The following is a 25,553-nucleotide window of genomic DNA, read 5'->3' on the forward strand; positions in this document are numbered from 1 at the left end:
CTCTGATTTTTTTGTGTCGCGCTAGCTGCTACAACGAGGAGTCAGTCAGTTGGGCGGGCAATACCTGATTTCCCTGTTCTTAAGCAAGGCGAATACAGGAGAAGGAACCCCCGCAACGCACCCTAAATCTAAATGTCACTTACTAAATCGCTGGATTTCGATCCCCGACTTCTTACAAATACCCGAAGGGTAGAAGTTGGGGATCTGGGCAGCAATTTTTGCTTAAGAAAGTACCATTCCACCCTAAAGCCACCTTTGACTTGACAAAAAAATTTAAACAAGCGTGAGTATGCGAACATCTTGGGAACTATAGAAGCAAATCAAATTAGCAGAACTTTCAGCTTCCAGTAATGAAGACTCACTATCTCAGCAAAGCTAAGGCGTTCCCATTACAGATTGTTCTTATTGTTCCCTTCCTTATCCAAATTTTTGCAGCGGTCAGCTTAGTGGGTTATTTGTCCTTTAAAAATGGACAAAGAGCAGTTAACGACCTAGCCGAACAGTTGATAGATCGCACCAGCGATGTAGTGGATGAACACCTGAAGTCTTATCTTTCCATTCCGCAAACCCTTAATCAGATCAATGCAGATGCTATTCGCAGGGGACTATTGGATGTGGGCGATCGCAAAACCCTTGGTAAATATTTCTGGGATCAGATGCAGGCTTATGACCTGACTTATATTGGTATTGGACTAACAACGGGTGAGGGGCTGGGAGCCGCTCGTTATGATGCCAAGACGATCACTATTGATGATTGGACTGCCAAGCTTCCCAATAATGTCTACACCTACGCTACCGATAATCAAGGTAATCGAACTCAGATCAATGCTCGGTGGAATTGGCAAAATTATAGTGAACCTTGGTATACTCAACCCATCGCCGCAGGTAAACCTATTTGGGCAAAGATTTTAACTGGAAATTATCCCACCGGCCCCTACATTGCTGCTTCTGCCAGTCGTCCCATCTATGATTCGCAAAATCACTTACTAGGAATGATTGGCTCTGATATCCATCTGTTGAAACTCAGCGATTTTTTACGCAGTTTGAATATTAGTCAGTCTGGGCGGGTGTTCCTTTTGGAGCGGGATGGCACATTAATTGCCAGTTCCGGTACAGAGAAGCCTTTTGTCGTGGTTAATCAAGAGATCCGGCGATTGCAGGCGATCGACAGTTCTGACCCAATCATCCAGAACGTTGCCAGACACCTCCAAACCTCCGGGTTTGACTCTATTACCCAAGATACAGATTTTCAACTTGAGGTGGAAGGAAAACGGAATTTTGTCAATGTTGTACCTTGGCGTGACAAATATGGTTTGAATTGGCTGATGGTGGTGAGTGTGCCAGAAAACACATTCATGGAGCAAATCAACGCCAATACACGTACCACGATCGCTCTTTGTTTGGGCGCATTAGTCGTTGCCTCTGTGATGGGCGTGTTTACCTCCCATTGGATTGTACGCCCGATTCTGCGCTTGAATTGGGCAAGTGAGGTAATGGCATCTGGCAATTTAAATCAGACAGTAGAAACTAGCGGCATTCGAGAACTTAATACCCTATCTAACTCTTTTAACCACATGGCAGGGCAATTGCATGAATCCTTTACTGCTTTAGAGAAAAGCAAAGAAGAACTAGAAGAACGGGTAGAAGAACGCACTACTGAACTTAAAAATGCATTAGGAGAATTGCAGCGTACTCAATCTCAAGTTATTCAAAGTGAAAAAATGTCTAGCCTGGGACAACTAGTGGCTGGAGTCGCACACGAAATTAATAATCCAGTTAACTTTATTCATGGCAACCTCGCCCATGTGCAGGAATATACTCAGGATTTATTAGCACTGATGCAGTTGTATCAGCAATATAATCCCTACCCTGCTGCTGAAATTCAAACCGTTGTTGAAGACATCGATCTAGAGTTCTTGCAGTCAGACTTGCCAAAAATGTTGTCTTCGATGAGAGTAGGCACCGATCGCATTCGCCAAATTGTACTGTCGCTGCGGAATTTCTCTCGCATTGACGAAGCGGAATTTAAACGTGTCGATATTCATGAAGGCATCGACAGTACTTTGATGATTTTACAGCACCGCCTCAAAGCTAAACCAGAACAACCTGAAATTGAGGTGATTAAAGACTACGACAATGTACCCCCAGTAGAATGTTATGCCGGACAACTCAATCAGGTGTTTATGAATATTTTAGTAAATGCGATTGATGCGTTAGAAGAAAATAATATTAAGCGTACCTATCAGGATATTGAGAACAATCCTAGTAGAATTAAGATTCGCACATCGGTAGTTAATTCAACGTGGTTAGAAGTGGCGATCGCTGATAACGGAGTTGGTATTTCTAAAGAATTTCAGCAACGAATATTCGATCCCTTTTTCACCACTAAACCCATTGGTAAAGGAACCGGAATGGGTATGTCCATCAGCTACCAAATCATCACAGAAAAACATAATGGGAAACTGGAGTGCTTTTCAACTCCTGAAAAAGGAACCGAGTTTATCATTCAGATTCCTCTGCGGCTAAGGAATGGTTGAACTATGAATTATGGCTGAGGCTTGGGGGAACAGGAAGATGTAGAGAGTTTTGGATTATACAGCAGATTTCAAGTTGAGGAGGGGTGTACTTCATTGACTTGTAAAGTGGTGTAAGTAACAATACCTTTGCTAATTTCCAAAGCTTGAACAATGATTTGCTGTTTAGGGCGATCGCTCTGTATTATCGCACCAATGGCACTGTTGCGATCACTATTTTTGATGATAGAGAATATGCCTATTAGACATCTGGTGACAATGACGTAGGGACAATTCATGAATTGTCCCTACCAAGGATTTCGGGCAACGCATAACTAATTTCTGGAGATGTCTATTGTGAAGTTATTTTGTTGATAATATAATATACAAATTTTGGGCGCTGACAGGTTATACAGTTGAACAGATAGTTAAAATCAGTAGTCCTGTTTGTTAAAAAATCTATGCAGATACATCAGGTGATTGAAACCTACGATCAGGGATCTGTGGATTATGACGCAATTCTAAAGCGTTACTGGCACATTGATCGCGAACCCCTAATTGCTTCCTTGCAGCTGAAGCCAGGACAAACTGCCCTGGATGCTGCGGTAGGAACTGGTCTTAATCTTCCAGCCTATCCTGAAGGTGTACGTGTCGTCGGTGTCGATCTTTCTGAGAAGATGATGGATGAAGCACGTAAAAAACCCGTGTCCGCAGACATCACCTTCACGGTATCGGATCTTTGCAATCTTGATTTTCCTGATAATACCTTTGATGCAGCATCATCGGGATATACACTCTGTGTCGTTAACGATCCAGTCCGTGCCCTTGCAGAGATTCTGCGAGTTACCAAACCTGGTGCCTTAATTGCCATTCTCGATTACTGCAAATCACAAGATCCAGAGATTCAGAAATGGCAAGAGTTGATATCTGATGCAGCTTCACAGCTAGGCTTCCCGACTGGCAAGATCAAGTGGGATGCTTTGATGGATTATGACAAATTGATTTACAACAGCAAGCTTCCCATTGAAGTGCTTGCAGACGATCGCATAGAAAGTCAAAACCCGTTTTTATGTGGTTGTCAATTACTGCTTAAAAACTCAAAAGCTTAAAGGCGACAGTATCGCACTCTTGCCCAATGAGTGCGATATTTACGACAAGCCGGATCACAAGTTGTTTTCAAACAGTTCTAGAACATGTTGCCAAGCATCAGGAGCAGCTTTTGGGTTATAACTTGGGTGCTGGGCTAAAAATGGGTATTGATCTTTAAAGAATCCAGCAAAGAATCCGTGTCCGGCGTCGTATCGAAATACACGATGATTTATTTGATGTTTCTTGAATTCTGCTTCAATTTGCTCGTTTTCTTCCTGAGAAACTAATGTATCTCTTATACCAAAAAATGCATAAATCGTACCTTGAATTTCTGAGGTGCGATTAATGGTTGGAGTGTCTTCACCATAACTAGCAGTGGTAATTCCGCCACCATAAAACGAAGCTGTGGCTTTGATATCCGGTAAAGTTGCAGCCATATAAGCAACATGACCACCAAAACAGAAACCAATGACACCGAGCACATCATCTTTGACATTGGGTAAAGTTTTGAGGTAAGTAATGGTAGCTTGAATATCACTGAATATCTCTTGATATTTTACTTGTTGATAGTATTCCAAGCCCAGCCGATAGGCTTCTGGGCTATAGCCAATATCTTCAGCGCTAAAGTCAGCCTTAAAACCGGGAGCAATACGTTGATACATCGCCGGGGCGATCGCTACATAACCTTGTTTAGCGATTAGTTCGGTGATATCTCGAATATTACTATTGATTCCAAAAATTTCTGGAAAAACTATAACTGCGCCAAAGGTTCCATTTTGTGATGGTTGAGCTAAGTAAGCATCGATTTTTAAGTCATTGTTAGGTACTTTGACATAGCAAGTGTTAGTTTCGATGTTTGTTGTTTCTAGCATCTTTGTTTTAACGAAATTTATACCAATTCATCTATTCTGACTGTTTTTTGACACCAATGGGCGATGTCTACTATGGGCAAAAACACTAAAAGTATTGCTCTGCTCAATAAAGGGAAATTGCTTACTCTCAAGCATGATACCAATTCTCTAAAATAAGGCAACAGATGTAAGCAGGGATTGCCTTGCTGCATCTAAATTTCTCAATTGCGAATGGGCGAAAAAGCGAATTGCGAATTGGTATGACTTGGGTGTTGGGGGCAGAGCGGATGAATTTCTAACTTTTGAATAGATGGTATCTCAAACTTCTGGATGATACTAAGGGTTTTTGATTTGTGCGACCTTACATAAGGTAAGCATAAAGACTCAAAATTAAGAACCACAAGAAAAAACAATGCCCGATCAAAGTTTTAGAACAAACATCCCAGAAATTGACCCAACGGAGATTGAAGATAATCGAACTGCGATCGCTGACGAACATCGCTCGTTTCTAGAAAAAGTCCAGGTCAAAGCCGGATTTGCAGATCCCTATGATGCAAGAGACTTTACCGAAGTTGTGTTTCGTGTGATGCGCGACTTAATGACCACAGAAGCTAGCGATCGCGTCGAGGCAGAATTGCATACAGAGGCTATACCTACTGATGAGAAAGCGCTCCAGTTTGAAGTGTCTGATCTCTGGAAAGACACCAATCCCATTGTGGGATTTTTGAGCCGGGTTCGTCCACCCTGGAAAGGCCCAGGTATCTTCAATATCGATTCCGATCGCTTCCTGTTCCGAGTTGCTAATGAAAGTGGAATGCCGCGATCGGTCGAACGAGAGCAAGCGGTTAAAGCAGTGTTTTCTGCCACCAAAGACGAACTTTCCCAAGAACGGATTCAGGAAATTGCTAGCTGGCTACCTGATTATGTACGTCAGCTTTGGGAACAAGCTTAATTAGAAGGCTAAAACAAAGTCAAGTCTGTTTGCGAGTAAAGATCACAAACAGACTTTTCATATAAAAAGTGAAAAGAGACGTAGCAGTGCTACATCTCTACAAGGGTTTTGAATAAGACATATTTAATTTTTTGAAATGTCTATTTATTAATTTACAACCTAATCTGTGACAAAATAATATTGTTGTCTTATAGCCAGTGTTATGCTGACGGCGGGCTATGCCAATGGTTACGACTTATGATTTCTAGAAATTATGCCTTATAGTCAGTTTACAACTATCAGTAAAGTTAAAGACGCTTTTGGGTTAAAAACACAGGAGGGTGGGCGATTTATTGCTGCCACCGAACCCATTGAAGCATCTGCTACACTGACGGCATATCTTGAAGAAAGCCTGCCACTAGCTTCTTCATCAAGCGAAAAAGCTCGTTCTGAAGGAATTATTTACCCTGTATTATTAGAAGTTAGACGGATATTAAATCGCCAAATTAGCTTATTTTCGGGAGAAGATTTTACAGTCGATGAGTCAGTTGGACTTAATGGAATGTGTGATTTTCTTTTGAGTCGTTCGCCGGAAGTACTAGAAATTGAAGCGCCTGTAATTGTCATTGTGGAAGCAAAAAAAGCTGATTTAAGAACTGGGTTTGGACAATGTATTGCAGAAATGGTTGCAGCACAAAGATTCAACGCCGCAAAAAATCGTCCAGTTGCCGTAATATATGGTTCTATTAGCAGTGGTACACAATGGCGATTTTTGAAGCTGGAGGATAATCTTGTCACCATCGACTTGATGGATTATCCTCTCCCGCCTGTAGAACAAATTCTCGGATTTTTAGTTTGGATGGTTCAAAACAGTTGATAGATACGTAGGCATTAACCTAGTACGTCACGGCGTAAATAGAGCAACCATTTAAAATCCCTAAAAAGCCCATTCCATAATACTTTTGACTTTTGACTTTTGACTTCCGCCTTGCGGTACTAGCCCGTCTGAGGCATTGCAGCACGATATGACCTCACAAGCAAATCTGTGACAAAATAATATTGTTGTCTTATAGCCAATGCGATGCCTCTGGCGGGCTACGCCAACGCTTACGACCTATGATTTCTACCATCTCGCGCCGCTACAGCTTGGATGAATATCGCGCGATCGAAGAAAAAGCCGAAGGACGCAGCGAATATCGTGATGGAGAAATTGTACCCATGCCTGGAGGAACACTCAAACACAGCCGCATCAGGGGCAATATTTTTGCCTTTCTCAAATTTTTGCTGCGTGATACTCAATTCGAGCCAATTAACAGCGATTTACGGCTGTGGATTCCTGAACATCGACGTGGGGTATATCCAGACGTGATGATTTTTGACGGCGAACCACAACTAAATGCTGAACGTTTAGATGAAGTTTTAAATCCCACGCTAATTGTTGAAGTTCTATCTCCTTCCACCGCAGATTACGACCGACTCAGTAAATTTCGGATGTATCGCTCAATTGGGAGTTTTAGCGAATATTTATTAGTAGAACAGGATGAACCTTTTGTGGAACGCTATAGTAAACAGCCTCAAGGTTGGTTGCTCAGTGAATTTAGCGGCTTAGAGCTATCTATTTCTTTGGATTCAGTTAATATTGAATTCGCATTTGTTCATCAATCGAGTAATCTTGCGATGAAATTATAATCCCTGTGTGACTACGTTTATCTTGTATGTATATGCTGTGTAAGTGGCAAAAATCACCAACATTGAATGTGTATAAAACTCTTTGCAGTTCAGTTGCTAAAGTTAGTTGTTCCTTATCGCTAGAGCTGATCGTTTCAACCTCACCAACACTTGTAACATCTACCCCCCTCGCTCTCAATGCTTTGATAAATCGCTGATCCATTGAGTCTTCATCAATAAATAATCGAATTTGACTCATATTGCTTGCCCCATTTCTATAGCTAATCGCTTGTAATCTGCTCTTTCAGCAGAAATATATCCCTCAATTTCTTCTCGATTAGCGTGATAATAAGTTAGAGCAGCATAAACCTGTGCAAGATTTATATTTCCCATCCGTTCAGCAATTTCTTCTGCATTCAGCCCAAGTTTGTACCAAGCTGTTATGCGTTGAACAGAAACTCTAGTACCAGCAATGCGGGGACGACCCCCTAGAGTTTCAGGTGACTTAACAATCAGTGTTCCAATGTCAGTAGCCGACATAAATATCTCAATGAGTTGAGTTTGATGATTTTTCACCCATAAATCATAGCAAATTCTCTAAAATTGATATGATTTATCAGTAAATTTAACTTTGTTTATAAACCATTTCCATTTTCAACTTCTCAATCTCCAATCTCAATTTGTCATTCTCCATCCTCAACTTTGCATTCTCCTCTCTAATCAACTCAACTTCATTCCTCTTGTTCAACGCCTGATTAATTGCCAACTTTCGCATATCTAGCGAAAACCAACGCTGATAGGTTTGTGTATGAACTTGGACACTATGCCCCAAATTATCCGCCGCCGCTTTAATTGGTATCCCCAGAATATGCGCCCTAATTGCCCAAGCGTGGCGTAAATCATACGGTTTAAAATCTAATCCGATTTTACGAAACCACCAACTAACTCGCTGTGTTAACGCCGTTATCTCAGCATGATTAGTGTTATCTTTTTTTGCGATCGCACTCACCAACATCTCCAAATATTTAGAATTTCTCAAATCAAAATCCGAAATCCATTGCCTATATAATGGTAATGCTTGTCTCTCACCAGTCTTACAATCCTTATGCACTTTCCATGTCAAATCTGTATTTTCTGTATTCAACCACCAAGCAATATCAGGATTAATAAAAAGTTCCCGTGGACGTAAACCAAAAACTGCTAACATTCCATACGTCCAGCGCCAAAGTTGCCAGCTATCTTGCACATTTTGATTAACTTGATTGCCTCTATTATGTTGGTAGTCTTCAAACTTGAGAATTCCCTCAGATATTTCCGCATCGGTCGGTATATTGCGGGAATTATTCTCCGGCATTTTAGAATATTTAGATAAATCAATTTCGATGTTGAATGTCACACAAAATGCAGAGATAGCTCTCGCTGCATTATACTTAGCCCATTCCTTATCGATTTGTTCAATTGAACCGATCAGATTTTCAGCAGTTGCCAAATCTTTAGGATTCGTAAATCTCTTGGTTCGAGAAAAGTAATAAAAAAAAGTATGTTCGCTTTTGGTAGTTCGTTTATGAGTTTTAAAATACTCATTTTCAAATTCTTCGAGTAATTCTCCTATAGTTTGAAAATCTTTTCTAATTGTCTCATTTCCTAAATATTTATCGTTCCATTCAAACGTTTTACGAGCAATTAACTTCCCTAATTCATAAGCTTCTTCCTCAGCCGTCTTGAGTCCATCCAAGTTAGCGGGAATATTCAAACTGAGATTATATTGCTTTCTCCCAGTACCGTTACTATCTTTGTCTCCCGGTTTAATTGGTAACGTCGCCCGTAATTGCAGACTTCCATTCGATTCCCTAATTGTCACCTTTGCCTTTGCAGACTTCAAACGCAGATTAACTTTTTCTAAATCCAGTAATACTTTCGTTCTCATGTATATGTTCTTTTTGCTGCTGTGCTTGCAGACTTGAGCCAAGAAAACTGCCATCGGTAGATGAAACTGGCTCCAAGTCTGCAAAAGCTTGTTGATACTTGTCTTTACCCTGATTATGCATCGCTGTGTTTTTAGCCTATATTTAGCCTAAAAATAAATGTGTTATCAGCGAACAATGTTTAGCACAGACACTGTTTGCTGCAAACATTAGGCTGTTGAAAAAATTAAACCACAAAAAGGATTACTCCGGTCCTTATCACGGTTACGATGGTTTTGCCATCTTCGCTCGCGACATGGACTTGGCACTCAACAGCCCAACCTGGTCATTAATTGGCGCTCCTTGGAATGAAAAAGCTCAGGCTAAGAAGGCTGAAGCAAAGGCTAAGGCTGCCGTCTAGGGAAATGGGAGAGAGCAATAAGTAAGGATAACCTGGGGCTAAAACCCCAGGGGGGAGTTGGGAATCCAAAATTCAAAACTGAAAAATTAAAATTTCTTTTGATTTTTGCATTTTGAATTTTGAATCATATTCCCATCTCCCACCCCCGCCTCAAATCCTTATTCCTCAATCAGTAAAAGAATTCAGTAAGCTTGGAGATCCAGAAATGCCTCAGAATCCAGAAAAAATTCAAGACCACGTAGAGTTATTCCACCAACCAGAGTACCAACAGCTATTTGAAAACAAAAAGCAGTTTGAAAACGGTCACGAAGCCGAAGAAGTACAACGGGTTGCAGAGTGGACAAAGGGTTGGGATTATCGTGAAAAGAACTTCGCTCGTGAAGCTTTAACCGTTAACCCTGCTAAAGGTTGTCAACCATTAGGAGCAATCTTTGCTGCTGTTGGTTTTGAAGGTACTCTACCTTTTGTTCAAGGTTCTCAAGGTTGCGTTGCTTATTTCCGCACCCACTTAACCCGTCACTACAAAGAACCATTCTCTGGTGTATCTTCTTCAATGACTGAAGATGCAGCCGTGTTTGGTGGTCTGCAAAACATGATTGATGGCTTGGCGAACTCTTACCAACTCTACAAGCCTAAGATGATCGCTGTCTGCACCACCTGTATGGCAGAAGTAATTGGTGATGACTTACAGTCTTTCATCAACAACGCCAAGGAAGCTGGTTCAGTTCCTCAAGATTTCCCAGTACCCTACGCTCACACTCCTAGCTTTGTTGGTTCCCACATCACTGGTTACGACAACATGATGAAGGGAATTCTTTCTAACTTGACCGCAGGTCATAAGAAAGAAACCAGCAATGGTAAAATCAACTTCATCCCAGGTTTTGACACCTACGTAGGTAACAACCGCGAAATCAAGCGGATTGCTTCCTTGTTCGGCTTTGACTACACCATTCTAGCTGACAACAGCGACTACCTCGATTCACCAAACACAGGTGAGTTCGATATGTATCCAGGTGGTACAAAGCTGGAAGATGCCGCAGATTCAATTAATGCTAAAGCTACAATTGCTCTGCAATCACACTCCACCCTCAAAACCCGCGAGTACATCGAAAAAGAATGGAAGCAACCAACCACAGTTTGCCGTCCTTGGGGTATTAAGGGTACTGATGAGTTGTTGATGAAACTCAGCGAATTGAGTGGTATCCCCATTCCTGAAGAATTGGAAATCGAACGCGGTCGTGCAGTTGATGCCATGACTGACTCCCACTCATGGATTCACGGCAAGCGCTTCGCTATCTACGGCGAACCAGATTTAGTATACAGCGTAGTTGGCTTTATGCTGGAAATGGGTGCTGAACCTGTGCATATCTTGGTTAACAACAGCAACGAAGTATTTGAAGCAGAAATGAAAGAACTGCTTGCTTCTAGCCCCTTTGGTCAACATGCAACTGTTTGGGGTGGTAAAGACCTGTGGCACATGCGTTCTTTGTTGTTCACCGAACCAGTAGACTTCCTGGTTGGTAACACCTACGGTAAGTACCTGTGGCGTGACACCAAGATTCCCCTCGTCAGAATCGGCTACCCCATCATGGATCGTCACCACTTACACCGCTACGCCACCATTGGTTATCAAGGTGTGATCAACCTCCTCAACTGGACTGTAAATACCCTGTTTGAAGAAATCGATCGCAACACCAACATTCCTTCTAAGACAGATATTTCTTACGACTTGATTCGTTAGAAATTGCGTAGAAACACAACGTGTTAATTAAGGGTAAAGAAGGGGAGTAGGGAATAGGGAATAGGGAATAGGGAAATATCCAATCCCAATCCCCAATCCCCAATTCCCAATCCCCAACTCCCCTTTTTCTTTCTAGCATTTACCCAAGGAATTTATAAATGGAAACCATCAATCACACTCACGAACACACTCACACTCATCCTCATCCTAATTACCATCCACCTAACCAGAAAAAACCAGGATGGTTTCACAATCTTCTTAATCCGTTGCGGCGTGTAGTGGATGGAATTCAGGTTAAAAATAATCGCTTCGCTCATCTAATTTGCCAAACAATTCCTTGTTGTTGTCCCTTTGAGCGACAAATTAAATTATTTGGGAAGTCTATTGATATCCCACCACTATGTAAACTCAATCCTTTATATGACGAATTTGTAGGATTGCGTTTTCGCGCTCTATCTTACCTCACCGATGTATGTGGAGAGGATGTCACAAAATACATTTGCTAATTATTGGGCATTGGGCATTGGGGATTGGGCATTGGTCAATCAATTTTGGATTTTAGATTGCCAATTCTAGATTTTTCTTTCAATCCAAAATCCAAAATTGGCATAGTTCAGTACGAGAAGAGAGATGAAAAGCACCCAAGGTAAAATCAACGAGCTGCTGACTGAGACAGGATGTGAGCATAATCAGCACAAACAAGCGGAAAAGAAAAATAAGTCTTGCACCCAACAGGCACAACCTGGCGCGGCTCAAGGGGGCTGCGCTTTTGATGGTGCAATGATTTCTTTAGTACCGATCGCAGATGCTGCTCATTTAGTCCACGGGCCGATCGCCTGTGCTGGTAATTCTTGGGGCAGTCGTGGTAGTCTGTCGTCTGGCCCGCAACTCTACAAAATGGGCTTTACCACTGACTTGGGTGAAAATGATGTCATCTTCGGTGGCGAAAAGAAACTCTACAAAGCGATTCTGGAACTCAAAGAGCGTTACCAACCAGCAGCAGTATTCGTCTACGCCACTTGCGTTACAGCCTTAATTGGTGATGATATGGATGCTGTCTGCAAAGCGGCGGCTGAGAAAATCGGTATTCCTGTTGTTCCCGTCATTGCCCCAGGATTCATTGGCAGTAAAAATCTGGGCAACCGTTTTGGCGGTGAAGCTTTATTAGAATATGTTGTCGGAACAGCAGAACCGGAACATACAACGCCTTATGATATTAACTTAATCGGTGAATACAATATCGCCGGGGAAATGTGGGGAGTAACACCACTGTTAGAAAAATTAGGCATCCGTATTTTGTCTAAAATTACGGGCGATGCTCGCTACGATGAAATTCGCTACGCCCACCGCGCCAAGCTCAACGTCATGATCTGCTCACGAGCGTTGCTGAATATGGCGAGAAAGATGGAGGAGCGTTACAACATCCCCTACATTGAAGAGTCTTTCTACGGCATCGATGATATGAATCGCTGTCTGCGAAATATCGCTGCTAAATTAGGCGACGCTGATTTACAGGAGCGGACAGAAAAGCTTATTGCAGAAGAAACGGCTGCTTTAGATTTGGCACTGGCTCCCTATCGCACTCGACTCAAAGGTAAGCGAGTTGTTTTATATACTGGCGGTGTTAAGAGTTGGTCGATTATTTCCGCTGCTAGAGACTTAGGCATTGAAGTTGTTGCTACCAGTACTCGCAAAAGCACTGAGGAAGACAAAGCCAAAATCAAGAAGTTGCTCGGCAACGATGGCATCATGTTGGAGAAGGGCAACGCTAAGGAATTGCTACAAGTGGTTAAAGACACTCGCGCAGATATGCTGATTGCTGGCGGACGTAACCAATACACTGCTTTAAAAGCTCGAATTCCTTTCCTTGATATCAACCAAGAACGCCATCATCCTTATGCAGGTTATGTGGGAATGATTGAAATGGCGCGGGAACTGTACGAAGCTCTGTATAGCCCGATTTGGGAACAAATACGCAAACCCGCTCCTTGGGATGAGGAGGAAGTTTAATGGCGGCTGTATCCTCGTTCCCAGCCGGAGTCTGGGAACGCATTCCTGAAGGCTCTGCCTTCTTTGTAGAGCAGATGAGGCAGAGCCTCATTGTCAGCATTCCCCGGCGGAGCCAGGGAACAAGAAAGTCCGCCCTGGAGGAGGTAGTTTAATGGCGATCGTTACTGTTTCTAACAAAGCACTGACAGTTAACCCCCTCAAGCAAAGTCAAGCTTTGGGTGCAACCTTAGCCTTTTTGGGATTGAAAGGGACGATGCCCTTATTCCACGGTTCTCAAGGTTGTACTGCTTTCGCCAAAGTTGTCCTAGTGCGGCATTTCCGGGAAGCGATTCCCCTAGCTACGACGGCGATGACGGAAGTCACCACTATCTTGGGTGGTGAAGAGAATGTGGAAGAAGCAATTCTCACCTTGGTGGAGAAGGCTAACCCAGAAATTATTGGTTTATGTAGTACTGGGTTGACTGAAACTAGAGGCGATGACATCGAGGGTTTTCTGAAGGAAATCCGCGATCGCCATCCTGAATTGAATGATTTAGCGATCGTTTTTGCGCCTACCCCAGATTTTAAAGGTGCGTTGCAAGATGGCTTTGCTGCTGCTGTGGAAAGCATCGTTCAGGAAATTCCTCGCGCAGGTGAAATCAGAACTGAACAAGTGACGATTTTGGCGGGTTCTGCCTTCACACCAGGGGATGTACAGGAAATCAAAGAGATAGTTACAAACTTTGGCTTAGTGCCTATCTTTGTACCTGACCTTGGTGCTTCTCTAGATGGACACTTAGAGGATGGTTATAGTGCAATTACAGTCAGTGGGACTACCTTAAAACAGCTACGAGAAGTAGGTAGTTCTGCTTTTACCTTGGCATTGGGTGAAAGTATGCGGGGGGCTGCCAAGATTCTGGAAGAACGCTTTGGCACACCTTACGAGGTGTTTGGCGAACTGACAGGATTAGAACCAGTAGATGAATTTATCCAAGCATTGGCGATTCTGAGCGGTAACAGCGTACCCGAAAAATACCGCCGCCAACGTCGTCAGTTGCAAGATGCGATGCTGGACACCCACTTTTACTTTGGTGCAAAACGAGTTTCCTTAGCGCTAGAACCAGATTTGTTGTGGTTAACCGTGCATTTCCTGCAATCGATGGGAGCGCAGATTCATGCAGCGGTGACAACCACGCGATCGCCACTACTAGAAAAACTCCCGGTAAAAAGCGTCACCATCGGCGATTTGGAAGACTTTGAGAGTTTAGCAGACGGCTCTGATTTGCTAATTGGTAACTCGAATGTCAGTGCGATCGCTAAACGGCTCTCGATTCCTCTTTATCGTCTAGGATTGCCCATTTATGACCGCTTAGGTAATGGTCAATTTACCAAAGTTGGCTATCGAGGCACGATGGAAATTGTGTTTGGCATCGGCAACCTGTTTTTAGAAGCAGAAGAGTCATTAGTCATTAGTCATTCGTCATTAGTAAGTAACAAATGACAAATGCTCAACGACAAATGACAAAGGACAAATGACAAAGGACAAATTACGATGAAAATTGGCTTCACGACGAGTGACCGAGTTCATATTAATGCTCACTTCGGAGCAGCAGATGAAATTGATGTTTATGAAATCTCGGATGAAGGATATAAATTCCTAGAGACTCGTAACTTTGATGACGACCTCCAAGAAGATAGTAATGAGAGTAGACTCGCACCAAAACTTGCGGCTCTAGAAGACTGCACAATTATTTATGTTATGGCAATTGGTGGTAGCGCCGCCGCTCGTTTAATCAAGAAAGGTGTGACGCCAGTGAAGGCGCGATCGCCAGAAGAAGAAATTAGTAAAGTGCTAACTAAGCTAGTGAAAACCCTCAAAGGTAATCCCCCACCTTGGTTGCGTAAAGCTTTACAGCAAAAACCCTCAAACTTTGCCGATGAAGTTGAAAATGAAGCAAAGGTATGACCACAAATAATAGTGTTAATGGAACTGCTACAACTGAAGTCTTGAACTCACCTTTCCTGAAGGTATTAATCAAACAAATCCGTGGTCAAGACAGTTATGGAGTTTATCGTACTTGGTCGGATGAGTTGATTCTCAAACCCTTTATTGTCACCAAACAAAAGAAACGGGAAATTTCCGTTGAGGGCGAAGTTGATCCGATCACTCAAGCCCGGATTATGGCATTTTTTCGAGCTGTAGCTGCTGGGATTGAACAAGAAACAGGTTTGATATCCCAGGTTGTGGTTGATTTGAGCCATGAAGGATTTGGCTGGGCGCTAGTTTTTTCTGGTCGTCTTTTGTTAGCTGTCAAAACCCTGCGAGATGCTCATCGCTTTGGCTTTGACTCGTTAGAGAAATTAGCAGAAGAGGGAGAAAACTACGTCAAAAAAGGTCTTGATTTGGCGAAGCGCTTTCCTGAAGTTGGCAAAATTTAAGGAGTTAGGAGTGAGGAGTTAGGAGGGAGTAGTTAAGTTAACTCTTAACTTATAATTTATAATTTACAGTTTCTAATTTATAACTCATAACTCATAACTCATAACTCCTAACTTGTAGAAAAGGAGTGGCTGATTGTGCAAGCAGAAGAAACGAGTATTGAGGAACTACAAGGACAAATCAGACGCCTCAACAGCAAAGCGGGTCAAATGAAAATGGATCTGCATGATTTAGCTGAAGGTCTACCAACAGATTATAAACAACTTATGGATGTTGCGGCTGCAACTTATGAAATCTATCGCCAGTTAGATGAACTTAAGCAACATCTGAAGAAATTGGAGAATGCCAAATGACTGGAACTATTGATCAATTTAAGAAGCTCGTAGATGCCGAAGAATTTTTTCAATTCTTTAATATGTCCTACGATTTAGAAGTTGTGAATGTAAATCGTCTACATATTCTGAAAAAGTTTTCTCAATACATGCACAAAATTGATAATAATTCTCCTGACTTGAGTCAAGAAGAGAAATTAAATCAATATTCTTTGGCTTTGCAAAAAGCTTATCAGGTATTTATCGAATCAACACCCCACGAACAAAAGCTGTTCAAAGTGTTTAACGACAAGCCGAAAAATGTAGTCACACTGACAGAAATCACTTCTGATTAGGAGGTATAAATTGGTTAACCTAACGCCTACCGAATTAGAACGCTATCGTCGCCAAATGATGGTTCCGAATTTTGGCGAAACAGCACAGAAACGCTTGAAGTCAGCGACGGTTCTGGTGACAGGTGTGGGGGGATTAGGCGGTACGGCGGCGCTTTACTTAGCAGTAGCAGGCGTTGGGCGGCTAATCCTAGTCCGGGGTGGTGACTTACGGCTAGATGATATGAATCGTCAAGTTCTCATGACTGATGATTGGGTAGGTAAGCCAAGGGTATTCAAAGCTAAAGAAACTCTGGATGCGATTAATCCTGATGTGCAAGTGGAAGCTGTTCATGATTACATCACCCCGGAAAATGTAGACTCGTTAGTGCAGTCCGCCGATATGGCTCTTGATTGCGCCCACAACTTTACAGAGCGCAATTTGTTAAATGAAGCCTGTGTGCGCTGGCGTAAGCCAATGGTGGAAGCCGCAATGAATGGGATGGAGGCTTACCTAACGACGATTATTCCTGGTGTGACTCCTTGTTTATCTTGTCTGTTTCCAGAAAAGCCTGATTGGGATCAGCGCGGCTTTTCAGTTCTAGGCGCTGTTTCTGGGACACTAGCTTGTCTAACAGCACTGGAAGCTATCAAGCTGATCACCGGGTTTAGTCAGCCTTTATTATCGCAATTGCTGACAATTGACCTAAATCGGATGGAATTTGCTAAACGCCGTTCTCACCGCGATCGCTCTTGTCCAGTATGCGGTAATAGTGCGCCTTGGAGACATGCGCAATCCAATTCGATGGAAGCCACAGGTATTACACAGAATAGTCATTAGTCATTGGTCATTAGTAAATAACAACTGACAAAGGACAACTGACAAAGGACAATCCACATCTGAAATCAGAACAACTAATCGCTACAAATCAGGAGAACTGATGGCCGTAATTTTATCAGAAAAAGCAGAATTTCATTTACGAGCATTCCTCAAAGGTTCCGCACCCGACGCTAATGGCGCAACTAAAGGTGTTCGCATCTCGGTAAAAGATGGTGGTTGCAGTGGCTATGAATATGCGATCGACATCACCAGCAAGCCCCAACCAGATGATTTAGTAAGTCAGCAAGGCAAAGTACTGGTTTACGTTGATGCCAAAAGTGCACCCTTATTAGACGGAGTTATCGTTGACTTCGTTGAGGGAGTAATGGAAAGCGGTTTTAAATTCATCAACCCCAATGCAACTGATACCTGCGGTTGTGGAAAGTCTTTTAAAACAGACGATGGTACGCCTACTGGTGTACCTTGCAGCTAAAGCTAACATCATTTCGTTAGTGCTAAGTCAATTGTAGAGATTTTCCATAGACACACTCCGCAGAGTTTCAATGCCCTTGAAATAGCTTCTAGTTCGCGTTGCATCCCTTATCTCTATAAAGAAGCTGACTAAACTTAGCATCTCTGTAAAAAGAAGGGAAGCAAAAAGTAGGATAGGTTGCTCAGAAACTTCAGAAATTACACCAACTGTATAACGTTTGAGGAGAATCGGAAAATGGCTTCCTACCAAGTTAGATTAATCAACAAAAAAGAAGACATCGACACCACAATTGAAGTTGACGAAGAGACCACCATCTTAGAAGCAGCAGAAGAAAATGGTATTGAGTTGCCCTTTTCATGTCATGCAGGCTCTTGTTCTAGCTGTGTTGGTAAAGTTGTCGAAGGTGAAGTTAATCAAGACGATCAAAACTTTTTAGATGACGATCAGGTTTCTAAAGGATACGCTCTACTTTGTGTAACTTATCCTCGTTCTAATTGCACAATTAAGACACATCAAGAAGCATATCTAGTCTAAATTACTACTTTGGTTGCTGCCTTTAGCAACCAAATATAAGATAAAGGATGAAGGATGGAAATATACTTCCTTCTTCCTTTCACAATTCCTAATTTATAATTAAAATGTTTACCCGCTTTAGTGTTACTGGCTGTTCATTAGAATTATTGAGAACAGGAGAGCGAGGAATCGTAGCTTTCTGTAAAAGTCAGGATGAAAAAATCTTGAAAAAACTTATATCAATAAGAATAGTAACAGGAACTTATATCACTTTAAAACAACACTTTCCCTCTTTAATTATCAATATTGAGAACATAGATTTTGTACTAGATTTAGCAAGTGCCCGAGCCATTTATGTTCGCGTTATTGATAATTCCATTAATTAGCATTTATATATAGCCTTACTTAATTATTTATGAAAAATCAAATACCCGACTTTTTAAATAAGTCGGGTATTAGATTTTCAATTCTTAAAAATCTAATATGATTGCTGTAATTACGCTGGACTATGCTATTGCACTCTTTTGGTCACTAAATTATATAAATGCAATTTGATATGAAAAATAGAGTGGCTTGCAAAGGAGGCCAACTCTATTTTTCAATCAACAGCAACTATCACATCTGATGATTTAATCACGGCATGAGCGTGCTTACCTTCTACAAGTCCTAGTTTTTCTGCTGATGATTTTGTGATGATTGACACTAGCTCTACTCCTGGTGCTAGTTCTAAAATTACCTCGGTATTAACTGAACCATGTACAACTTTTTTGACAGTACCCTTAAGAGAATTACGAGCGCTAATTTCCATGTTTTTACTTTGCCAACTTTAACTATTTATACTTTAGTAAGTTTTGATTTTAAAACTAGTTTTTTTTAAGATATCTTAATGATTTTGAAATAATTCTCATTTACTTAACGGTGGTACATCTGCTTGATGAGCATTACAAAAATGCGCGGCCATTTGCTACAAAAAGCAGGATAAGACAATTTCAAAAAACTAATATTGATGGTAATATCCATCAATTTAACATAGCTAATTATTATGTATAAATACTGAGGTTATAACGTATTTTAGTATTTATAATAACTAGAATAAAAAGAGGTTATTATTGTGCAGCATCGAGTTAATACAACAAGGCAAAATCTATTTTTTGAACACTTAAATCCAGGTGTAGGCGTAGGATTTCCTATTCCTAAAGACTGGTTGCCAATCACAAGTTTTCCCTTACTAATTATAGTAGGTATGACTGGCGTGGGAAAAAGCACAATCACAAAAGCTTTGGCTGAAGAAGGCTTGGATTTTACACTTTTACCTAATCGTCGTGTTTTAACCGAACGTGTAATAATTGCACCAATGTTAAAAATGCAAGAGAAACTCATGCAGCCTCATTGCCGGATTAAACGCCTAACTTATACTCGTCTTTATCGAGAATACTTCCCTGGTGGAATGGGTCACATTTTAGCTTCGCTACACATCAATCGACAACAAGTCAACTCTATGTTAGTTTTTGATAGTTTGCGTGGTGAAAATGAGGTTAGCTATGCAGCTAAGGCTTTAAAAAATGCTAAATTCGTAATGTTGACTGCACCAAATACAGTACGTTTAGAAAGACTTTTGAAACGTCATGATTCTTTTGATTGGATTGCTAGTCAAGAGTTAGATGATAATAAGCAAACTATCCCAGAAGCACTGACGAATTTTGCTAGTTTGGGCGTACCAGAGGCTTCTGCTTATTTTACTCCTCAAGAAGAACAAGAAATCTTAGAACTTGTAAGCAAACAAGTTGTCACAGGTGTAGAATTGCGGGACAAACTAAAAATATTTGTCGAAGAGAGTCAAAACTATGATTCAGTTCCTACGAAACAGATTTTAGAGGCGATGGATACAAGCGATCGCTCTCTTATAATTGATACTATAGTCAGTCCCCAAGAATCAGCTAAAGCAATTATTTCTCAATTATGCAAATAACTCTGAGACTTATGAAGCTATTAATCCCCGGAGTTTTGGTGTAACGCGCTCAATTTTAATCAATCATAAATTGGCTGGAAAACAGGCGGTTAATCACCGAGCTAATGAATTAGGACTTTCATTTAATTTATCCCAGCTTAAAGATATTACCAATATGTTGAAAACTTTAGCTGATAAACAAAGTCTTACTCTCAAAGATGTAGACAATATTTTATCTTCTTATCATTGCCAGTAAATTTAGATTTCCGACTTCTTGAAGAAATCAGGGATTTAAATTCACCTTTTTATCATTAATATATTTTATCAAGCAAAACTGTAATAATTACTGCTTTTAGATGACTTTTCAAACTTTTTTAAGAAAAATATCTGGTGATCTTTATAAATGATTCATAATTTAAACTTATCAAGCTGGTAGCATATATGTAAGTTTAAATAATTTAGATAATATTTTTTAAATAATGGTAGGTATTGCTCACCATTCTGTTTGCCAAGCAAATTTATATTAGTAAATTGGCACAAATAAAGTTAACTAAGGAATACTGATGAATCGAACCAATAGTCAAAATTTGAGTGAAGGAACAACCCAATGGCTAATAACAAAAGGCTATAATCCTAGCAATTTAAATCAGCTAGGTGAAAATGGCGATACAGCTTTAATGAAAGCGACAAGAGAAGGAGTTTATACAGTCGTCAAAGAACTAATTGATGCAGGTGCGGATATCAATGCTCAAAATAGCGATCGCAACAATGCTTTGTGGTTTGCTTGTTTTGGTAATCACTATGATTTAATTGATTTACTGCTGGCTCACAACATTAACATTAACAACCAAAATGAGAACGGTGCAACTGTTTTAATGTACGCAGCATCAGCCGGAAAGACAGAAGTCGTCAAGTTACTTTTACAACATTATCCTAATTTATATTTAAAAAACTTAGACGATTATAAAGCGATAGATTTTGCTAGCAATGTAGAAGTATTAAGGATAATTAAAAATGCCATCAAGTCAGATATCGAGCAAAGCCTATCATGACGCTACCAAGCATTCTTACTTATCGGTACAAATTGATCCAAATTATGTAGATGCTTCAACACAGCCATCTTCATTTAAAGTTTATCCCAAGTTTTATCGGAGAGTGAAATTAAATCTCAATAATCCTGTTCATGCTTTTATCTCATTAACCAGTGCGATAACCCTAGAAAAAGTATATAAAGATGGTCCATTAAAATTACGGGTGAATCCATCAGCAGGCGCTCTGTATCCTACAGAAGTTTACGTACAGGTTCGCGGTATTGAGGGAATAATAGATGGTATATACCATCTAGAAGTTGAGAATAATTGTCTAACTCTCATCTATGAATTAATTGATGATGGGTTAGAAAATTATATTATACCTGGTAAAAGTATCAACGGATTCATCTTTTTAATTAGTTGTGTTTATTATAGGTCTAGCTGGAAATATCAAAATAGGAGCATAAGATATTGCTTCTTAGATAGCGGACACCATTTAGGTGCGTTCGCAGCTTCAGCTTATCTCCATAAGAAAGATATACAACTAGTTTTTGACTTTGATAAACTTGCGCTCAATTCTGATTTGGGTTTTGAGAATAAGGAGTTTATTACTGGTTGTGCGGTGTCAGGAGAAATACAAGACAAGAAAATCAGGCGCTTAAGGCTGAAAGTTCCTTTTGTCTGTGGTACTGATTATTTTGAAGCTAATCAATTTATCGAAGATGCCTATCAAGCAACTGCTCTACAAAAGAGTCGCCAGCAAAAATTAGAGTATCCTCAATTTGATTTTGATCGGGATAAATTTTATCAAACTGTTTGGGATAGACGTTCTATTAGACGTTTCCGGAAAGAGGCTATTTCTCAAGAAGATTATTTATATGTAATGCAACAACTTCAGCAGTCAATACCGACAGAAAATTATGAGGAAATAGAAATTTATTCAGTGGTGCATCGGGTAGAAGGAATGATACCTGGGTTATATAGAGGTACACATCTGGTTAAAACGGGTAATTTTAGTGAAAAGACAGGTTACTTATGTATTAATCAGGCTATTGCAAAAGATAGCACTGTAACTTTATTTTTTGTGTCAGATTATTTAAATTATCAAACTGCTATGCAAATAGCTGGTTTTCTCGGACAAAGACTTTATTTAACTAGTAATTATTTGGGAATTCAATGTAGTGGGATTGGTGCTTATTATGATGACGAAACCCAAGAATTATTAGATACAAATAAAGATGTACTTTATGGAATGGTGATTGGAATATAAGCAGGAAGCTCAACGAGATGGCTAGAAAGATGTATTACTTCAATGGTGATGACTCACATCCAATACAACCGACATCTGCGGATATTATACTGCGGCAACAACTAGAGGATTCTATTAGCAGATACTTTTATGATGCGTGCGATCGCACCATTCAAAATCTTCTGTCTGATTGTCGGTGGTATGTCACAACCCATGCTAATGCTCTGACATTGGTAATTGAATGTCCCGATCAAGTTATTAATTGGCGTGTTTTACAAAAAATTGTGCCGATGGGGACATTGCTACATGGAATTGTTGACAGTGCGAAAATCCGTGTTTGTCCGCCAGAAAGTCAAGGCGTACCTTTTGAAATGAGGGTAGATGAACTTTCTGTTTATCGGGATTGGGCATAAGAGAAAAGTTAGGAGTTAAAATTTTTTACTTATTCTTCTGACTGATAAGTGCAGCTACCTCTTCAAAAACCAAATCAGCAGAATCTTTGACAACAGGACTTAACTCTAGTCCCAAACTAAGATTTGCCGCCTCAATTAAATAAACTGTGACATCTTCGGGAAAATCATTTTGAAAGATTTTCCGTCCAGCGGCTAAAGCATTATCCCAACGAAAATCGTGCAAGTTATAACTAGGTTCTGGCAAAGCTTCCAGTTCTTTTCCTGGAACTTTAAACACAGCACCCGGTTCAGAACCAGTTGAACTTGCATCAATAATTACTAATTGCTTACTACCTCTAGCTTGAAACATTACTTCCATCCCTGCGGTGCCACAGTCATAAACTTGCACGTTAGGGTGAGGGTTTTCAGCTAGATATTTTTGTAAGCGTTGAGCAATGATTACGCCTACTGCGTCGTCATTGCGATTGAGATTGCCGCAACCAATAATAGTTAGCATTTGTTAATTAATTTTTTATAAGAACCCAGTATCTCAATGCGCCCAAAAATCATCTCGCGCAGCTTGATATTCAAAATTTTTTACGTTAGTGTCTCGATCTGCCACTAGAGTGATTGCATGAAGTAGAATAAGTCAAAGTAATTCTTCCTTTTGTCAATTATATGGATACTTTGACTACAGATAGGCAGACATTAATTGAGGCAATTAATGCTCTCCCAGATGAAAAACTAATTGAACTGGCAAACTTTGTTGAATATCTTCAATATAAATCGATAAGGCAAAAAGAAGTAAACAATCATGGGTCTTCTTTTCTAATGTCTATTGCAGGATTAGGAGCTTCTGCGGAAACTGATGTCTCAGAACAAGATGAAGATATATTAAAAAACGAGATTGATTTTGTACGTGGTTGGGGTCTAAAAGTAGACGATTGTACATGACAGCAATCCTAGATACAAGTTTCTTATTTGCACTTACCGATAAGAGCGATTGCAATCACTCTCGTGTTTTTAATGTCGCAAAGACGTCGAGTGAACCATTAATTTTACCAACCTCTGTCCTTCCCGAAGTTTGCTATCTAATTTCGTCTAGACTTGGGCATTCTGTGATGCGTCATTTTTTGATTGAACTTGCTGCTAGCGATATTCGACTGGAATCAATTCACTTTGAAGATTTAGAGCGAGTTAATGAAATTCTGGAACAGTATGCTGATAGTAAGCTTGACTTTACAGATGCAACGATTATTGCACTTGCAGAAAGAGATAACATCACTCGCATCTTGACGCTTGACTGTTGTGACTTTGGTTTTGTTCGTCCGAGACACTGTGATTATTTCGAGTTATTGCCATAATCTGCAAAATACGAGGCTCTGACTGATGGGACAGACAAAGCCTCTGAAAAATAATTTATCAGTAAGAAACTATAACTCTACACCATGCTTCTTAGCAATTTCAGTGAGTTTCTCATACTGATGTTGTGATGCTTGAGTTAATATCTCTTCAGCCTGTTCTTTAGTACTTCCCTCTTTAGGAATTAAATACTTGACATAAAGAGATACAAAATCAGCAGCGATCGCTAAACCAGATAAATCATGTTTGTCAGCTTCCTTGCCAGCGATCGCAGCTACCAAACCGGCTTTAATTGGGTCTGGTTTAACTTTCATGAACTGCTCGACAAGTTTAGGAACGTAGTCTTCTAGTGGCAAATTATCTAACTTACTTCTATCAGGAGTAAAGTTACATTCTGCGGCTTTTGCCTGTTCTAAAACACACCATTCTATGTATTCTTGCAATGCTGCATCAGGAACGCGAGGGAGATATTCGTGTAGCGCTAAATCAGACACAAGCTTACCTTGTAAATTTCTGTTTTGTTGAAGTGAATTAACGCAAGCCTAACCCACTATTTCTATAAGTTTTAGTGTGTTACGCTACGAGTTTTGAATATGAGGCATTGGGAATAGGGCATTGGGAATAGGTTATTTCTCCCTCATTTTCCCTACTCTTCACTTCCCCAGTTAAAATAGTTGGTGGGGCGATGTCTCCGACGGGCTACGCCTACGCATTTTTGCCTAGTAAGTTTTAAGATGATGAAGGTTTCCATAAGATTCAACTAAGTCTAATCTGGTTGTCATAGTAGTGCAAAGGCGATCGCTCGCTCAGGTGGATGACCGATCTAGTAAGCTGTAAGTGAGCCTAGTTGGATAAATGGAGCGCGAAACATGACACTCACTGAGCTACTTCCTGCTGTCCGCAAACTGTCTGTATCAGAAAAACTTAAGCTAATCCGCATTTTGGCACAAGAATTGGATACTAACGAAGATATTTCGCCTCTAGAACCGTTTAAAACCTATGATTTGCCCACTCCCTACAATTCGTTTGGTGCAGGTGAAGTTCTTATGCAGGCATTGAAACAGACAGATCAAATGTGACCGGATGCGATTCAAATACTCCACTATTAATACTTCTCAAAATGAGTTTGACAGTTTGCCAAGGATTCCACTGCGTCTTTGTCTAGGTGATAGAGCGGTTGAAGCTCTTGGACTGGTGGACAGCGGTGCAACTGTAAATGTCTTACCCTATGAAATTGGTATTGAGTTAGGTGGGGTTTGGGATGATAGCAGGGCGATTATTCAATTAGCAGGCAACCTGAGCAATATGCCAGCAATACCATTCTTTGCGAACGTTGAAATCGGTAACTTTGCGCCAGTTCAACTGGTATTTGCTTGGGTGAGAAGAGCGAATGTAGCCTTAATTCTTGGACAGACAAACTTTTTTCTAGAGTTTGATGTGTGTTTCTACCGTTCCAAACTTGAATTTGAGATTGAACCAAAATCTGAGTAAGAAATATGAATTTGTCTTTTGGGCGCTCCGACACGCTACGCGATGCTTACGGCTGGCTATGCCTACG

Annotated in this window: 33 protein-coding genes and 1 pseudogene; 26 read left to right on the forward strand and 8 right to left on the reverse strand. The window is 40.6% G+C overall.

The features are described from left to right. The first annotated feature begins 350 nt into the window (after positions 1-350). Positions 351-2,537, forward strand: coding sequence for an ATP-binding protein (locus HWQ40_RS01700; protein ID WP_292774601.1), 2,187 nt, complete (start codon positions 351-353; stop codon positions 2,535-2,537). Positions 2,538-2,605: 68 nt separating this feature from the next. Here HWQ40_RS01700 and HWQ40_RS01705 read toward each other — a convergent pair whose 3' ends face one another. Then, on the reverse strand, positions 2,606-2,812 hold the full coding sequence (locus HWQ40_RS01705) for a hypothetical protein (RefSeq protein WP_292774603.1): 207 nt from the start codon (positions 2,810-2,812) through the stop codon (positions 2,606-2,608). A 162-nt stretch (positions 2,813-2,974) separates the two neighbouring features. On the opposite strand from HWQ40_RS01705, the gene HWQ40_RS01710 reads away from it, so the two are divergent. Beyond that, the gene (locus tag HWQ40_RS01710) at positions 2,975-3,622 is read left to right on the forward strand and encodes a methyltransferase domain-containing protein (RefSeq protein WP_292774604.1); all 648 of its coding nucleotides are present in this window, start codon (positions 2,975-2,977) and stop codon (positions 3,620-3,622) included. Between the two features lie 54 nt (positions 3,623-3,676). Here HWQ40_RS01710 and HWQ40_RS01715 read toward each other — a convergent pair whose 3' ends face one another. Further along, entirely contained in the window at positions 3,677-4,474 is a 798-nt protein-coding gene (locus tag HWQ40_RS01715; RefSeq protein ID WP_292774605.1) for a dienelactone hydrolase family protein, read from the reverse strand. Positions 4,475-4,865: 391 nt separating this feature from the next. On the opposite strand from HWQ40_RS01715, the gene HWQ40_RS01720 reads away from it, so the two are divergent. The 3 genes from HWQ40_RS01720 (at position 4,866) to HWQ40_RS01730 (ending at position 7,073) form a co-directional block, all read left to right on the forward strand. Beyond that, positions 4,866-5,405 carry a DUF2267 domain-containing protein gene (locus HWQ40_RS01720; protein ID WP_292774606.1) on the forward strand — a complete coding sequence of 180 codons (540 nt, stop codon included), beginning with the start codon at positions 4,866-4,868 and terminating at the stop codon, positions 5,403-5,405. A gap of 253 nt (positions 5,406-5,658) precedes the next feature. Continuing rightward, on the forward strand, positions 5,659-6,261 hold the full coding sequence (locus HWQ40_RS01725) for a hypothetical protein (protein ID WP_292774607.1): 603 nt from the start codon (positions 5,659-5,661) through the stop codon (positions 6,259-6,261). Positions 6,262-6,500: 239 nt separating this feature from the next. Next, positions 6,501-7,073, forward strand: coding sequence for a Uma2 family endonuclease (locus HWQ40_RS01730; protein WP_292774677.1), 573 nt, complete (start codon positions 6,501-6,503; stop codon positions 7,071-7,073). Here HWQ40_RS01730 and HWQ40_RS01735 read toward each other — a convergent pair. The 3 genes and pseudogenes from HWQ40_RS01735 to HWQ40_RS01745 form a co-directional block, all read right to left on the reverse strand. Next, a complete protein-coding gene (locus tag HWQ40_RS01735) occupies positions 7,018-7,311 on the reverse strand; it encodes a DUF5615 family PIN-like protein (RefSeq protein ID WP_366933882.1) in 294 nt (97 codons plus the stop codon). The two genes, HWQ40_RS01730 and HWQ40_RS01735, sit on opposite strands and share 56 nt — an antisense overlap. Beyond that, a complete protein-coding gene (locus tag HWQ40_RS01740; RefSeq protein WP_292774608.1) occupies positions 7,308-7,592 on the reverse strand; it encodes a DUF433 domain-containing protein in 285 nt (94 codons plus the stop codon). The genes HWQ40_RS01735 and HWQ40_RS01740 overlap by 4 nt, the downstream gene beginning before the upstream one ends. An 85-nt stretch (positions 7,593-7,677) precedes the next feature. After that, positions 7,678-9,100 (reverse strand): annotated as a pseudogene (locus HWQ40_RS01745) (site-specific integrase). A gap of 94 nt (positions 9,101-9,194) precedes the next feature. On the opposite strand from HWQ40_RS01745, the gene HWQ40_RS01755 reads away from it, so the two are divergent. The 13 genes from HWQ40_RS01755 to HWQ40_RS01815 all read left to right on the forward strand — a co-directional run bounded on the left by HWQ40_RS01755 (position 9,195) and on the right by HWQ40_RS01815 (position 18,399). Then, entirely contained in the window at positions 9,195-9,377 is a 183-nt protein-coding gene (locus HWQ40_RS01755) for a nitrogenase molybdenum-iron protein subunit alpha (protein ID WP_292774611.1), read from the forward strand. Positions 9,378-9,582: 205 nt separating this feature from the next. Continuing rightward, the gene (gene nifK / locus HWQ40_RS01760; RefSeq protein WP_292774612.1) at positions 9,583-11,118 is read left to right on the forward strand and encodes a nitrogenase molybdenum-iron protein subunit beta; all 1,536 of its coding nucleotides are present in this window, start codon (positions 9,583-9,585) and stop codon (positions 11,116-11,118) included. Between the two features lie 158 nt (positions 11,119-11,276). Then, complete coding sequence (locus HWQ40_RS01765) at positions 11,277-11,624, forward strand: Mo-dependent nitrogenase C-terminal domain-containing protein (RefSeq protein ID WP_292774613.1); 348 nt, start codon at positions 11,277-11,279, stop codon at positions 11,622-11,624. Between the two features lie 124 nt (positions 11,625-11,748). Then, entirely contained in the window at positions 11,749-13,128 is a 1,380-nt protein-coding gene (gene nifE / locus HWQ40_RS01770; protein ID WP_292774614.1) for a nitrogenase iron-molybdenum cofactor biosynthesis protein NifE, read from the forward strand. Between the two features lie 151 nt (positions 13,129-13,279). After that, complete coding sequence (gene nifN, locus HWQ40_RS01775) at positions 13,280-14,608, forward strand: nitrogenase iron-molybdenum cofactor biosynthesis protein NifN (RefSeq protein ID WP_292774615.1); 1,329 nt, start codon at positions 13,280-13,282, stop codon at positions 14,606-14,608. A gap of 51 nt (positions 14,609-14,659) precedes the next feature. Further along, a complete protein-coding gene (nifX, locus tag HWQ40_RS01780; RefSeq protein ID WP_292774616.1) occupies positions 14,660-15,073 on the forward strand; it encodes a nitrogen fixation protein NifX in 414 nt (137 codons plus the stop codon). After that, positions 15,070-15,546, forward strand: a complete 477-nt coding sequence (locus HWQ40_RS01785; RefSeq protein ID WP_292774618.1) for a NifX-associated nitrogen fixation protein — start codon at positions 15,070-15,072, stop codon at positions 15,544-15,546. Before nifX ends, HWQ40_RS01785 begins: the two co-directional genes overlap by 4 nt. Before the next feature lie 135 nt (positions 15,547-15,681). Further along, positions 15,682-15,897: a CCE_0567 family metalloprotein gene (locus HWQ40_RS01790; protein ID WP_292774619.1), complete on the forward strand. Its 216-nt coding sequence runs from the start codon at positions 15,682-15,684 to the stop codon at positions 15,895-15,897. After that, entirely contained in the window at positions 15,894-16,211 is a 318-nt protein-coding gene (gene nifW / locus HWQ40_RS01795; protein ID WP_292774621.1) for a nitrogenase-stabilizing/protective protein NifW, read from the forward strand. The genes HWQ40_RS01790 and nifW overlap by 4 nt, the downstream gene beginning before the upstream one ends. A 10-nt stretch (positions 16,212-16,221) precedes the next feature. Then, complete coding sequence (locus HWQ40_RS01800; RefSeq protein ID WP_292774623.1) at positions 16,222-17,028, forward strand: HesA/MoeB/ThiF family protein; 807 nt, start codon at positions 16,222-16,224, stop codon at positions 17,026-17,028. A gap of 100 nt (positions 17,029-17,128) precedes the next feature. Beyond that, positions 17,129-17,500 carry an iron-sulfur cluster assembly accessory protein gene (locus tag HWQ40_RS01805; protein ID WP_094327427.1) on the forward strand — a complete coding sequence of 124 codons (372 nt, stop codon included), beginning with the start codon at positions 17,129-17,131 and terminating at the stop codon, positions 17,498-17,500. Between the two features lie 234 nt (positions 17,501-17,734). After that, positions 17,735-18,034, forward strand: a complete 300-nt coding sequence (locus HWQ40_RS01810; RefSeq protein ID WP_069069799.1) for a 2Fe-2S iron-sulfur cluster-binding protein — start codon at positions 17,735-17,737, stop codon at positions 18,032-18,034. 104 nt (positions 18,035-18,138) lie between these two features. After that, positions 18,139-18,399, forward strand: a complete 261-nt coding sequence (locus tag HWQ40_RS01815) for a FeoA family protein (protein WP_292774624.1) — start codon at positions 18,139-18,141, stop codon at positions 18,397-18,399. Positions 18,400-18,611: 212 nt separating this feature from the next. On the opposite strand, the gene HWQ40_RS01820 is transcribed toward HWQ40_RS01815, so the two are convergent. Further along, positions 18,612-18,821: a molybdopterin-binding protein gene (locus HWQ40_RS01820; protein ID WP_292774626.1), complete on the reverse strand. Its 210-nt coding sequence runs from the start codon at positions 18,819-18,821 to the stop codon at positions 18,612-18,614. A gap of 303 nt (positions 18,822-19,124) precedes the next feature. On the opposite strand from HWQ40_RS01820, the gene HWQ40_RS01825 reads away from it, so the two are divergent. From HWQ40_RS01825 to HWQ40_RS01840, 4 genes are all read left to right on the forward strand, one after another. Then, a complete protein-coding gene (locus HWQ40_RS01825) occupies positions 19,125-19,982 on the forward strand; it encodes an AAA family ATPase (RefSeq protein ID WP_292774627.1) in 858 nt (285 codons plus the stop codon). A gap of 542 nt (positions 19,983-20,524) precedes the next feature. Further along, positions 20,525-21,013, forward strand: a complete 489-nt coding sequence (locus HWQ40_RS01830) for an ankyrin repeat domain-containing protein (RefSeq protein WP_292774628.1) — start codon at positions 20,525-20,527, stop codon at positions 21,011-21,013. Then, positions 20,976-22,262: a nitroreductase family protein gene (locus tag HWQ40_RS01835; protein WP_292774629.1), complete on the forward strand. Its 1,287-nt coding sequence runs from the start codon at positions 20,976-20,978 to the stop codon at positions 22,260-22,262. Before HWQ40_RS01830 ends, HWQ40_RS01835 begins: the two co-directional genes overlap by 38 nt. A 17-nt stretch (positions 22,263-22,279) precedes the next feature. Next, entirely contained in the window at positions 22,280-22,654 is a 375-nt protein-coding gene (locus HWQ40_RS01840) for a hypothetical protein (RefSeq protein WP_292774630.1), read from the forward strand. Positions 22,655-22,679: 25 nt separating this feature from the next. Here the strand turns inward: HWQ40_RS01840 and HWQ40_RS01845 are convergent, their stop codons facing one another. Then, a complete protein-coding gene (locus tag HWQ40_RS01845) occupies positions 22,680-23,150 on the reverse strand; it encodes a hydrogenase maturation protease (RefSeq protein WP_292774631.1) in 471 nt (156 codons plus the stop codon). Positions 23,151-23,311: 161 nt separating this feature from the next. Between HWQ40_RS01845 and HWQ40_RS01850 the strand changes: the two genes are divergently transcribed. Further along, complete coding sequence (locus tag HWQ40_RS01850) at positions 23,312-23,587, forward strand: DUF2281 domain-containing protein (RefSeq protein WP_292774632.1); 276 nt, start codon at positions 23,312-23,314, stop codon at positions 23,585-23,587. Continuing rightward, positions 23,584-23,997, forward strand: coding sequence for a PIN domain-containing protein (locus HWQ40_RS01855; protein WP_292774633.1), 414 nt, complete (start codon positions 23,584-23,586; stop codon positions 23,995-23,997). Before HWQ40_RS01850 ends, HWQ40_RS01855 begins: the two co-directional genes overlap by 4 nt. A gap of 69 nt (positions 23,998-24,066) precedes the next feature. Here the strand turns inward: HWQ40_RS01855 and HWQ40_RS01860 are convergent, their stop codons facing one another. Further along, positions 24,067-24,489 (reverse strand): hypothetical protein, encoded by a 423-nt coding sequence (locus HWQ40_RS01860; RefSeq protein ID WP_292774634.1) that lies wholly within the window; start codon positions 24,487-24,489, stop codon positions 24,067-24,069. A gap of 375 nt (positions 24,490-24,864) precedes the next feature. Here HWQ40_RS01860 and HWQ40_RS01865 point away from each other — a divergent pair, with 375 nt between their 5' ends. Both HWQ40_RS01865 and HWQ40_RS01870 read left to right on the forward strand, forming a co-directional pair. After that, complete coding sequence (locus HWQ40_RS01865; RefSeq protein ID WP_292774636.1) at positions 24,865-25,074, forward strand: hypothetical protein; 210 nt, start codon at positions 24,865-24,867, stop codon at positions 25,072-25,074. A gap of 55 nt (positions 25,075-25,129) precedes the next feature. Further along, positions 25,130-25,486 carry a hypothetical protein gene (locus HWQ40_RS01870; protein ID WP_334983982.1) on the forward strand — a complete coding sequence of 119 codons (357 nt, stop codon included), beginning with the start codon at positions 25,130-25,132 and terminating at the stop codon, positions 25,484-25,486. Positions 25,487-25,553 lie beyond the last annotated feature (67 nt).

The sequence above is a fragment of the Nostoc sp. NMS9 genome, from assembly GCF_017114995.1.
Taxonomy (GTDB): Bacteria; Cyanobacteriota; Cyanobacteriia; order Cyanobacteriales; family Nostocaceae; genus Nostoc.